The following is a 12,346-nucleotide window of genomic DNA, read 5'->3' on the forward strand; positions in this document are numbered from 1 at the left end:
CTATTTTTCCGTTTAATTTCAAATATAGATCAATAATCAGGATGATCGACATGACTTATGATATTAAAAGCATGGCTGTGATTGGTGTAGGTGTCATGGGCAGTGGTATTGCTCAAATTGCTGCACAGTCAGGTCATACCACTTATTTATATGATGCCAAAGCCGGTGCAGCAGAACAGGCAAAAGAAAAACTGGCTGCTACATTTCAAAAGTTAGTCGACAAAAATAAAATTACATCTGAGCAAGCGACAGCGGCAAATAACCATTTAATTGTTGTTCATCAAATTGAAGATTTAAAAAATTGCGACCTGATTGTAGAAGCAATTGTTGAACGTCTTGATATCAAACAAAGCTTGATGCAGCAACTTGAAGATATTGTTTCGGATAATACTATTTTAGCCTCAAACACCTCTTCTCTTTCTATTACAGCCATTGCGGCAAACTGTAAAAAGCCTGAGCGTGTTGTGGGTTATCATTTTTTTAACCCAGTTCCACTCATGAAAGTGGTCGAAGTCATTCGTGGTTTAAAAACAGATCCACTTATTATTGATGCTTTAAACGATCTGTCTCGTGCATTTGGTCACCGCCCTGTTGTAGCGAAGGACACCCCTGGATTTATTATTAATCACGCGGGCAGAGCTTATGGAACAGAAGCGCTTAAAATTTTAAATGAGAACGTCTGTGATATCAGTGAAATTGATCGAATTTTACGTGACGGCGTTGGTTTTAGAATGGGTCCTTTTGAATTACTCGATTTAACAGGTCTTGATGTTTCTCATCCAGTCATGGAGTCGATTTATCACCAATACTATGAAGAAGCCCGCTACAAACCAAACCCGCTCACCAAACAAATGCTAGATGCCAAACAACTTGGACGTAAAGTTAATCAAGGTTTTTATAACTATGAAACTGGTTCAAAAACAGGTGAACAACCTGCGAAGTTTGTAGAGCGTTTAGCACAATATCCAAAAGTTTGGATTGCGGCAGATTTTTTAGACGATAAAAAACAGCTCGAAGATTATTTAACTCAGCAAAATATTACCTTAGACACCAATTCGGAACCACAAACAGATAGCTTATGTTTGCTCGCTTGTTACGGTGAAGACACAACCCAAGCGGCGACCCGACTAGGGATTAACCTCGAACAAGCCGTTGCTATAGACATGCTTTATGGCATTGCAAAGCACCGCACCTTGATGCCTTCACTTGTTACCAAACCTGAATATCGTCAAGCAGCTCACTCTATTTTCAATTTAGATGGAAATGTGGTGAGCATGATTGCTGAAAGTATTGGCTTTGTTGCGCAGCGCGTTTTAGCCATGGTCATTAATTTAGGCTGCGATATTGCACAGCAAAATGTTGCCACTGTAGATGACATTAATGCCGCGGTACGTCTTGGTTTAGGTTATCCATTTGGCCCAATTGAATGGGGCGATCAAGTCGGCAGCGAAAAAATCTTACTCATTCTGAACCGTATCACAGCACTTACGCATGACCCACGTTACCGCCCTAGCCCGTGGTTACAGCGTCGTGTCGCACTTCATTTACCTCTTACTTTTACTCACGAGTCTTGAAAAGGAATTTCTCAATGTTAAATGCATATATCTATGATGGTTTGCGTAGCCCATTTGGCCGCCATGCAGGTGAACTTGCCTCAATTCGCCCTGATGATTTAGCTGCCACTATCATTCAAAAACTACTAGAAAAAACTGGTATACCGGGCGCTGATATTGAAGATGTGATTTTAGGCGACACCAACCAAGCGGGTGAAGATAGTCGTAATGTGGCACGAAATGCACTATTGCTTGCCGGTTTACCTGTCACTGTGCCGGGCCAAACGGTAAACCGCCTATGTGCTAGTGGTTTAGGCGCTGTGATTGACTCAGCACGTGCCATTACTTGTGGTGAAGGAGAACTGTATATTGCAGGTGGTGTAGAAAGTATGTCACGTGCACCCTTTGTGATGGGTAAAGCTGAAAGTGCTTATAGCCGTGATGCAAAAATTTATGACACCACCATTGGCTCTCGCTTTCCAAATAAAAAAATTATTGCTCAGTACGGCGGTCATTCAATGCCTGAAACAGGCGATAACGTTGCAGCCGACTTTGGTATTAGCCGTGAGCAAGCTGATTTATTTGCAGCTCAATCACAAGCCAAATATCAAAAAGCCAAAGAAGAAGGTTTCTTTGCTGATGAAATTACTCCAATTGAGGTTTTCCAAGGCAAAAAATTACCGCCCAAACTCGTTTCAGAAGATGAACACCCTCGCCCAAGCTCAACTGTTGAAGCACTCACAAAGTTAAAACCTCTATTTGAAGGTGGCGTGGTTACAGCTGGTAATGCTTCAGGCATTAATGATGGTGCAGCAGCCCTATTGATTGGTTCAGAAGCTGCGGGTCAAAAATATGGCCTAAAACCAATGGCAAAAATTTTATCAGCGGCAGCTGCGGGTATTGAACCGCGCATTATGGGTGCAGGCCCGATCGAAGCCATTAAAAAAGCAGTTACTCGTGCTAGCCTTACTTTAGATGACATGGATATTATTGAAATTAATGAAGCCTTTGCTTCACAGGTTTTATCTTGTTTAAAAGGTTTAAATGTTGATTTTAATGACCCGCGTGTGAACCCCAACGGTGGTGCAATTGCAGTTGGTCATCCACTTGGTGCCTCTGGCGCTCGTCTTGCGTTAACAGTAGCGCGGGAGTTAATTCGCCGTAAGAAAAAATATGCCGTGGTGAGCCTATGTATTGGTGTAGGCCAAGGTCTTGCAATGGTGATTGAAAACGTTTCATAACCATTGAACCAGATATCCATTCATCACAACAGCGCAGTGATGAATGGATTTATTTTGCAGAGCGAAATATAATGGCAAAACTATTGCTTTAATTATATTTGAGGATCGAATGTCTCAAAACACGGAAACTGAGAAACCAATAAATTTTGATGAGATACGTTTAGATCCTATTTCGCATATACATCGGGAAAATAATCCGCAATTTATTGCTTCTTTAGCGCGCGGTTTAGAACTTTTAAGATGCTTTTCTGCAAATAATCAGGTGCTTGGCAACCAAGAATTAGCAAAAATGACAGGTTTACCTAAACCGACCATTGCACGTATTACCAATACCCTTGTGTCATTAGGTTATTTAAAACAACTGCCTAACTCGACCAAGTACACATTAGATATTGGTGTCTTATCTTTAGGATACGCAGCTTTATCTAACATCTCGATTCGTAATATTGCTCATCAATATATGGAAGAGATGAGCCAGTATGTTCAAGCGCCTGTGGCGATGGCAACACGTGACCGCTTAAATATGGTGTATATCGATGTTGTGCAAATTGAAACAGCCTTAAATATGCGCCGTCCAATTGGTTCGACTTTGCCAATTCATAGTAGTTCTATGGGCCGAGCATGCTTGGCTGCGACCCCTGAACGTGAGCGCAATTTTCTACTTGATGCGTTGAAACAAAAAAATCCCGAAAACTGGCCAGCCATAAAACGCTCATTAGAACGAGCTTTCCGTGATTACCAAGATTATGGATATTGTTTGTCTTTAGGTGAGTGGCATAAAGAAGTGAACTCAGTGGCTGTACCTTTGGTCAGCTCGAAACACGGTCTTTATGTTTTTAACTGTGGTGCGCCAAGTTTTCATTTAAATCCGGAAAAACTTGAAGGTGAAATTGGACCACGTTTAATCCACATGGTGCACAATATTCAAGATGCTTTGAATGAAACGCACTAACAGTCGTGCTTAAAACAGTCATGGTTGTATTGATTAAAGTTCCACTTTCATTATGACTAAGGCATGATGAAAAACGCACTCTATACCCCAACCATTATTTTAATGGCGATTGCCGCAGGCATTTGTACAGGTGGAAATTATTTTAGTCAGCCACTTATTCATTCAATTAGTGTAAGCCTAGATTTAACTGAAACAACTACAGCGTGGGTGCCAACTCTAGCCCAAATCACCTACGCATGTGGCTTACTCTTTTTAATGCCGTTGGGTGACATATTAGAAAAGCGCAAGCTGCTATTTATCTTTATGTTATTGGCTTCAAGCGGATTAATTATTAGCGGGTTTTCGCACAATATTTATCTTTTACTGCTTGGTACTGTCATTACTGGCCTATTTTCTAGTGCAGCCCAACTGTTGTTACCGCTTGCTGCAAGTCTGGTTCCAATTCAACAAAGCGGTCGTGTCGTTGGCTTTCTACTGAGTGGACTGATGATGGGGGTTTTACTCGCCCGCTCCCTTTCTGGGCTAATGTCTACACTTTTTGCATGGAATATTATTTATCTGGTCAGTGGTTTTCTGTTACTCATCATTGCCATTATTTTGCATCGTAATATTGGGTTATTTCCACCGACTAAATCTGAAAATTATGTAAAAACTATTCGCTCTCTTCCACAGATTTTTATTCAAAATCGACGGTTAAGAACCAGAACTTATATTGGTGGTTTTACATTTGCTTGTGTAAGTTTAACCTTTACCACCATGTCTTTGCTTCTGGCTCCAGCGCCCTATTTTTTTAGTGACTTTACCATTGGCCTTTTCGGTTTTGTTGGCGTGTTAGGAACTTTCGTTGCCAATTTTTCAGGCAAATTTATTGACCAAGGCTATGTCCATAAAATTTCAATTTATTGTGGCGTTGGCCTTATTTTAAGTTGGGTTCTGTTTTCACTTTTACCCTACCATTTCGCCTTTTATATTATTGCCTTACTCATTCTCTACGCTTCTCTTTCTGCGGTACATGTCACCAACCAAAGTATTGTATTTAAACTTAATCAAGAACTACGCTCACGTTTTAACGCCATTTATATGACGGGTTACTTTGCTGGCGGTGCTTTAGGCACAACGGCAGGAAGTTATGCTTGGAAACACTTCGGATGGACAGGTGTCTGTATTTTGGGTTTAATTTTTGCCGTTTTATGTCTTTATTATTGTGTACATGATGCAAAAAATCAGCACAATTAAAGCTTGTGCTGATCTTATATAAAGTAGGTTAATGGTTCGTTATAAAAGCCCTAATAATCGACCACGAATAATGTCTTCTGCCTCTTTGACAACCCGGCTAACCAGTTCATCGCATGTCGGAATATCATGAATCAAGCTAGCCACTAACCCACATGACCATGCACCTGCATTTACATCGCCATCAATCATCACTTTTGGATAAACCCCTGCAACTTCTTCAATAATATCTTCAAATTTAATGTTATCGCCAAGTGCTTTTTCTTTTGCTACGATTTTTTCTACAGCAGCATTATTCATGACACGTTCTGTATTTCGCAAAGCACGCATAATTAAACGCGTATCTCTTTCGGTTGCATTCAAAATCGCCTGTTTCACATTTTCATGTACAGGTGCTTCCTGAGTCGCAATAAAACGGGTTCCCATATTAATTCCATCGGCTCCCATCGCTAAAGCCGCAGCAAGTGAGCGCCCATCTGCCATACCACCAGAGGCAACAAACGGGATGTCTAATGCATCGGCTGCTAAAGGTAATAAAATCATATTTGGCACATCATCCTCACCAGGATGCCCACCACACTCAAAACCATCTACAGAAACCGCATCACATCCAATTTGCTGAGCTTTTAAGCTATGTCGAACCGAAGTACATTTGTGAATTACTTTAATACCAGCAGCCTTTAAATATGGCATCACCTGTTCAGGATTACGCCCTGCTGTTTCTACAACCTTGACTCCACCTTTAATAATTGCCTCTACAAAACCCGGATAATCAGGAGTATTTACGGTAGGTAAAAAGGTTAAATTTACCCCAAAAGGCTTATCGGTCATTTCTCGGCAACGTGTAATTTCTTTTGCCAGATTTTCAGGCGTACGCTGAGTTAGGCCAGTGATAATACCTAACCCGCCCGCGTTTGAAACCGCAGCTGCAAGCTCTGCAAAACCAACATAATGCATACCGCCTTGAATAATTGGATGCTCAATTTCAAATAATTCTGTAATTTTGGTCTTCATATTCTTTCCACTCACTGTTCTATAGCCAGCCTCTTATTTCCTTAGCAGGGCTAGATGCTTATTTACGCATAAATCCTATCAACATTTAAAGTAATTTAAGTTAAAAATTTCACAATACAAAATTTTATACCACAATATAAAACAAAATAATTGATAACGGAATTATTTTTCGATAGCATCAGTTTAAATTTTAGACGGAAAATTATTTAAAGGAATGAACGATGCAGCAGAACAACAAAACCCAAAGCGAGCTTAAAACAGGCACAATTCATAAGTATTTTGATAGAAATATACTAACGCTCACCATGAGTAATGCCACTAAAAAGAATGCAATTAATTATGAAATGTATGCAGCTTTAAGTCAGGCATTAGATCAAGCTGCAACCAATCAAGACATTCATGTGGTTGTGCTGACTGGTGAAGACTCCGCATTTACCAGTGGTAATGATGTAAATGCATTTGAAAAACGCGATACCACCAGTTCCGAACCACCCGCTTCGATTGTTTTCTTAAAAAGCTTAGCAACGTTTCCAAAACCGATTATTGCTAAAGTAAATGGTGTAGCAATTGGTATTGGCAGCACCATGCTTCTACATTGCGACCTTGTGTATGCAAGCCAAAACTCTATTTTCCAATTCCCCTTTGTGAATTTGGGACTTGTACCTGAAGCGGGTTCAAGTTACATCTTGCCAAGACTATTGGGCTTTGCTCGTGCTTCTGAGATTATTTTATTGGGTGAAAAGTTTTCGGCAGACCAAGCAAAGAATTATGGTCTGGTAAATGAAATATTTGAGGCAACTGAGCTGGATCAAGCGGTTGAAGATGTGGCTATTAAACTTGCTCACAAACCAAGCCAAGCCTTACAACTCAGTAAAAAGTTACTAAGAGATATGCCAATTGATGATCTACTCAATCGTATTGATCATGAGTCGACTATTTTCTCGCATTTTTTGCAAGGTTCTGAGTTTAAAGAAGCATTAAATGCTTTTAAAGAAAAAAGAAAACCGAACTTTCACAACCAAACAGCTTAAAGCTCACCCATTAAAAAGCCAGCATTGAAAATCAAAGCTGGCTTTTATAAGTAAATCAGATTGGTTTAGCTAATCTCAGTACGAATATTATTCACCATGTGTAAAAGACGCGGTGCAATATCTTCTTCGAGTTTTTCACGATTCATAATAAAGCTTGGGCCGCCACAGTTGAATACCAGCAAACCATGTTGTTCATGAATCAGTGGAACTGCAACTGAATTGACATCTTTATGCCATTCACCGATTGAAAAACAGTATCCAAAATCTTGGTAGTCTTTAAAAGCTTTGTCTAGATCACGGTTAATTTTGATCCAGTCTTCTTTGTGCTTGCTACGAATGGCATCAAGTAAAAACTCTCGCTCATCTTCAGGCATTGCCGCTAAACATGCACGCCCCATCGAACTTAAATGAATCGGTAAATAAGTTCCAACTTGACGACGCATGGTCATATTGCCTTTGCCTTGCACCACATCAAGATAAATCATGTTCAATCGATCACGTGTTGCCATGGCTACAGCAGCGCCAGCATAGTCTGCCAAATTTTTCATATATGGATGAGCAATAGAGCGAATCGATACGTTAGACAACATGGAGTAACCAAACGCAAGAACCCCTACTGAAAGCTGGAATTTGCTTGAGTTAGGTACTTGTTTGATATAACCCAAACGCGACAAGGTATGTGTAAGGCGAGTAATGGTTGGTTTTGGCAAACCGGTCATCTGAGCAAGCTCTTGGTTACCCAAATGCTGATGCTTAGGCGTAAAACAACGTAATAGCTCTAAACCACGTGCTAATGCAGTAATAAATTGGCGATCATTTTCATCTTGCATGTCTTCAATCGGATGTAATAATTCATGCCTTAAAGGCGCTAATAATTTTTCTGTCTGTTCTGCATCAACTGCGTCGTTCATTGTCATACCAATCCATATTTTGTTTCGCACTGCGAAAATTATAATCTATTTTTTCTATAAATAGCAAAAGAGCAAACATCCGAGTCTGCATCTAAAAGATAACTTCATTTAACTCATTAAAGCGAAAGATTAAATATTTTATTTTCTGATTTTAAATATAATTTTAACCTTCCGCTTTTAAGCCACCTACCCAATTACACCTTTTTCTTTGAGCTCAGCCAGTTTTTCTGAAGAAACCACTCTTCCCAAAACGGCCTGCGTATGTTCTCCCAGCAGCGGTGGTGCTGTTTTGTATTCAACAGGTGTTCTAGAAAGTTTGATTGGTGACCCAATTACCTTCAGTTTTTCACGTTGAGGATGATTCATCTCGACTAACATTTCTCGGGCAATTACTTGCGGTTCTTGAAAAGCTTGTTCCAAGTTATTAATCACACCGACGGGAACTTTAGCGGCATAAATTGCATCTACCCATTCATCTGCTGTTTTTGTTAAAAAGTGAGTTTGTAAAATCCCGATAATTTCATCACGATGCTTGATTCGGTCCGCATTTCGAGCAAAACGTGCATCATTTGGTAAATCGGGTAAACCAATACTTCGACAGAGTTGAATAAACTGAGTGTCATTTCCACACGCAATAATGAAATCACGGTCAGAAGCTTTGAACACTTGATAAGGCACAATATTGGCGTGTGCATTGCCATAACGCTTAGGAATATTACCCGATGAAAGATAATTCATTCCCTGATTTGCCATTGTGGCAATTTGAACATCAAGCAAAGCCATATCAATGTATTGGCCTAAACCTGTCACATGGCGGTTGAGTAAAGCAGCCTGTATGGCAATCGTAGAATAAAGTCCTGTAGCTAAATCAGAAAATGCGACCCCTACTTTTTGTGGACCACCGCCGGGCAAATCATCACGCTCACCCGTAACAGACATGAGTCCGCCCATGCCCTGAATAATAAAGTCATAACCGGGCTCTTCTGCTCTTGGACCATTTTGACCAAAACCTGTAATCGAGCAATACACCAGTTTAGGGTTAATCGCAGATAAAGACTCGTAGTCTAAACCGTATTTTTTCAAAGAACCCGCTTTGTAGTTTTCAATCACAACATCGGTGTCTTGAATAAGAGCTTTAATCAATTCTTGGCCATCAGGACTGGCAATATCGATGGCAACCGATAGTTTATTGCGGTTGGTAGACTGATAATAAGCAGCTTCTTGAGTGTCTTGGCCTGAGTCATCTTTCATCCAAGGCGGCCCCCAAGAACGGGTATCGTCACCGACTTTTGGTCGTTCAATCTTGATTACTTCTGCGCCTAAATCGGCAAGAATCTGCCCACACCAAGGCCCAGCCAATACCCGACTTAAGTCAAGTACCCGAATTCCATTTAAAGCACCCATCTTCATCCCACTATATTTTGTGACTTATTTCCTATAGGAAAACTTATCCATTTAAAATTTCGCATAGCGATATATATTTTTAATATACACAGCTCTTTTTAAAAATCAAACTTTAATTTTCCACTAAAAATAATGATTTTTTATAAGAAAATATAGCTCAAATAAATCAATAAATTAGCCAAACATAAATCAATAACAAAGTATCGCATTGCGAAATTAACTTTCAAAATATATTGTTTTGCGTTCATCGTTTGATTACTATCGCTTCAAATATTGGTGATTTTACGAACATCACATTGATGTTTTTAGTATGTAGTAAAAGGACGAGACTATGATTCGAGATCAGGAAACCTTAAATCAACTTGTTGATATGATTCGACAATTTGTTGAAGGTGTATTAATTCCTCATGAGAATGAAGTCGCTGAAACGGATGAAATTCCTCAAGATATTGTTGAGCAAATGAAAGCTCTCGGCTTATTCGGTTTAACCATTCCTGAAGAGTACGAAGGTCTTGGACTAACAATGGAAGAAGAGGTCTACGTGGCTTTTGAATTGGGTCGTACCTCTCCTGCTTTTCGCTCTCTGATTGGAACCAATAATGGCATTGGCTCAAGTGGCCTGATTATTGATGGGACCGAAGCACAAAAATCATTTTTCTTGCCACGTTTAGCACGTGGTGAAGTGATTAGTTCTTTTTGCTTAACCGAACCAGATGCGGGTTCTGATGCAGCCTCTTTAAAAACCAGCGCAGTAAAAGAGGGTGATTTTTATATTTTAAATGGCACCAAACGCTTTATTACCAATGCTCCTCACGCTGGTGTATTTACAGTCATGGCACGTACAAATCCTGATATTAAAGGTGCTGGTGGCATTTCTGCTTTTATTGTCGATAGCCAAACTCCGGGCATTTCTCTTGGCAAACGCGATAAAAAAATGGGACAAAAAGGTGCCCATACCTGTGACGTTATTTTTGAAAATTGTCGCATCCCTGCTTCAGCGCTCATTGGTGGTATAGAAGGTGTTGGTTTTAAAACTGCTATGAAAGTACTCGATAAAGGCCGTTTGCATATTGCGGCTTTGAGTGTCGGCGCAGCAACACGAATGCTAGACGACTCTTTAAATTACGCCATCGAACGCAAGCAATTTGGACAACCGATTGCCGAATTCCAACTCATTCAAGCCATGCTTGCCGATTCAAAAGCTGAAATTTATGCAGCTAAATGTATGGTCTTAGACGCTGCACGCCTACGCGATGCAGGTCAAAACGTTAGCACCGAAGCCTCATGCGCAAAAATGTTTGCAACTGAAATGTGTGGCCGCGTTGCTGATCGTTGTGTACAAATTCACGGCGGTGCGGGTTACATCAGTGAATATGCCATTGAACGTTTTTATCGAGATGTTCGTTTGTTCCGTCTCTATGAAGGGACCACTCAAATTCAACAAGTGATTATTGCCCGAAACATGATTCGCGCTGCGTCTTAACCAAATTTTAAGCACTTTAAAACGACTTGAAGTGCTTTTTATCAAATGTAGGTAATGGATTATGGCTACAAATTACAAAGAAGGTCTTTCTCGTATACAGCCTCATACGTGGAAAATAGCTTTTACTTTTGCTTTTCTAGCACTGTTGGTAGATGGTGCAGATTTGATGATGCTGTCTTATAGCTTAAATAGTATTAAGGCAGATTTTGGATTAAGTTCAGTACAAGCAGGTATGCTTGGCAGTTTCACATTGGCAGGCATGGCTGTTGGTGGCATTTTTGGGGGATGGGCGTGCGATAAATTTGGTCGTGTGCGCATTGTGGTTATTTCTATTTTAACTTTCTCGCTCCTCACCTGTGGCTTAGGTTTCACCCAAAGCTTTCTTCAGTTTGGTATTTTAAGATTTTTCGCATCACTGGGTTTAGGTTCACTTTATATTGCCTGTAATACCCTCATGGCCGAATATGTCCCAACCCGTTATCGCACCACAGTACTGGGTACTTTACAAGCAGGTTGGACGGTTGGCTATATTGTTGCGACTTTGCTTGCAGGTTGGATTATTCCTGATTATGGCTGGCGCATGCTGTTTTATGTTGCGATTATTCCGATCATTATTGCTGTCCTTATGCATATTCTTGTACCAGAACCAGAAGCATGGCAAAAGTCTCGACTACAACAACCTGTTGTGACTCAAAATGCTCAAAAAACTTCAGCATTTAAGCTTATTTTCCAAGATAAACGAAACCGCAATATGTTTATCTTATGGGCATTAACAGCGGGCTTTTTACAGTTTGGCTACTATGGTGTAAACAACTGGATGCCGTCATACCTTGAAAGTGAATTGGGTATGAAATTTAAGGAAATGACTGCCTATATGGTAGGTACATATACCGCCATGATTTTGGGTAAAGTTCTTGCGGGCATGATGGCCGATAAATTAGGACGTCGTTTTACCTATGCCTTTGGTGCAATCGGCACTGCTATTTTCCTACCTCTGATTGTTTTTTATAACTCGCCAAGCAACATTCTATATTTACTGGTGACCTTTGGTTTCCTCTACGGCATCCCGTATGGCGTAAATGCAACCTACATGACTGAAAGCTTTGCGACCGCTATTCGCGGTACAGCCATTGGCGGTGCTTATAACGTTGGACGTTTAGGTGCTGCTTTAGCCCCTGCAACTATTGGTTTCTTAGCCTCTGGCGGGTCAATTGGTTTAGGTTTTGTCGTGATGGGTGCTGCCTACCTGATTTGTGGCGTGATACCAGCCCTATTTATTAAAGAAAAATTATATGACCCTCAAAAGTCGTAAAAGATCCATCACAAAAAATCCTATAGGTCCTGTGTCTATAGGATTGATGGTACTAACGATCTAAACATGTGTTTTAGATGGTTAGCAGGAAATAAGGAATTTACCTCTTAAAGTTACTCCTTATTTCCACATATGTAGAGTGTATCTACTCTTCATTTTAATTTTTTAGGTAAGCTTAGCTCCCGAGGGAGCTAAGCTTAAAAAAGATATAG

Annotated in this window: 10 protein-coding genes; 7 read left to right on the plus strand and 3 right to left on the minus strand. The window is 40.3% G+C overall.

The features are described 5' to 3' along the window. Positions 1 to 50: 50 nt before the first annotated feature. From KIP84_RS10710 to KIP84_RS10725, 4 genes are all read left to right on the plus strand, one after another. Complete coding sequence (locus tag KIP84_RS10710; protein ID WP_213688443.1) at positions 51 to 1,574, plus strand: 3-hydroxyacyl-CoA dehydrogenase; 1,524 nt, start codon at positions 51 to 53, stop codon at positions 1,572 to 1,574. 14 nt (positions 1,575 to 1,588) lie between these two features. Continuing rightward, positions 1,589 to 2,794 (plus strand): 3-oxoadipyl-CoA thiolase, encoded by a 1,206-nt coding sequence (locus KIP84_RS10715; RefSeq protein ID WP_213688444.1) that lies wholly within the window; start codon positions 1,589 to 1,591, stop codon positions 2,792 to 2,794. A gap of 109 nt (positions 2,795 to 2,903) precedes the next feature. Beyond that, a complete protein-coding gene (locus KIP84_RS10720) occupies positions 2,904 to 3,746 on the plus strand; it encodes an IclR family transcriptional regulator (protein WP_000081480.1) in 843 nt (280 codons plus the stop codon). A 63-nt stretch (positions 3,747 to 3,809) separates the two neighbouring features. Next, positions 3,810 to 4,982: an MFS transporter gene (locus KIP84_RS10725; RefSeq protein ID WP_213688445.1), complete on the plus strand. Its 1,173-nt coding sequence runs from the start codon at positions 3,810 to 3,812 to the stop codon at positions 4,980 to 4,982. Between the two features lie 39 nt (positions 4,983 to 5,021). Here the strand turns inward: KIP84_RS10725 and KIP84_RS10730 are convergent, their stop codons facing one another. Beyond that, the gene (locus KIP84_RS10730; protein ID WP_213688446.1) at positions 5,022 to 5,993 is read right to left on the minus strand and encodes a nitronate monooxygenase family protein; all 972 of its coding nucleotides are present in this window, start codon (positions 5,991 to 5,993) and stop codon (positions 5,022 to 5,024) included. A gap of 221 nt (positions 5,994 to 6,214) precedes the next feature. On the opposite strand from KIP84_RS10730, the gene KIP84_RS10735 reads away from it, so the two are divergent. Next, entirely contained in the window at positions 6,215 to 7,024 is an 810-nt protein-coding gene (locus KIP84_RS10735) for an enoyl-CoA hydratase (RefSeq protein WP_213688447.1), read from the plus strand. A 65-nt stretch (positions 7,025 to 7,089) separates the two neighbouring features. Here KIP84_RS10735 and KIP84_RS10740 read toward each other — a convergent pair whose 3' ends face one another. Continuing rightward, positions 7,090 to 7,935, minus strand: a complete 846-nt coding sequence (locus KIP84_RS10740) for an IclR family transcriptional regulator (protein ID WP_000996082.1) — start codon at positions 7,933 to 7,935, stop codon at positions 7,090 to 7,092. Positions 7,936 to 8,121: 186 nt separating this feature from the next. After that, positions 8,122 to 9,339, minus strand: a complete 1,218-nt coding sequence (locus tag KIP84_RS10745) for a CaiB/BaiF CoA-transferase family protein (RefSeq protein ID WP_114172116.1) — start codon at positions 9,337 to 9,339, stop codon at positions 8,122 to 8,124. Between the two features lie 331 nt (positions 9,340 to 9,670). On the opposite strand from KIP84_RS10745, the gene KIP84_RS10750 reads away from it, so the two are divergent. Both KIP84_RS10750 and KIP84_RS10755 read left to right on the plus strand, forming a co-directional pair. Continuing rightward, positions 9,671 to 10,822: an acyl-CoA dehydrogenase family protein gene (locus KIP84_RS10750; RefSeq protein WP_213688448.1), complete on the plus strand. Its 1,152-nt coding sequence runs from the start codon at positions 9,671 to 9,673 to the stop codon at positions 10,820 to 10,822. A 61-nt stretch (positions 10,823 to 10,883) separates the two neighbouring features. Beyond that, entirely contained in the window at positions 10,884 to 12,134 is a 1,251-nt protein-coding gene (locus KIP84_RS10755) for an MFS transporter (protein WP_213688449.1), read from the plus strand. Positions 12,135 to 12,346 lie beyond the last annotated feature (212 nt).

It is taken from the genome of Acinetobacter sp. BHS4 (assembly GCF_018454425.1).
Lineage (GTDB): Bacteria > Pseudomonadota > Gammaproteobacteria > Pseudomonadales > Moraxellaceae > Acinetobacter > Acinetobacter pittii.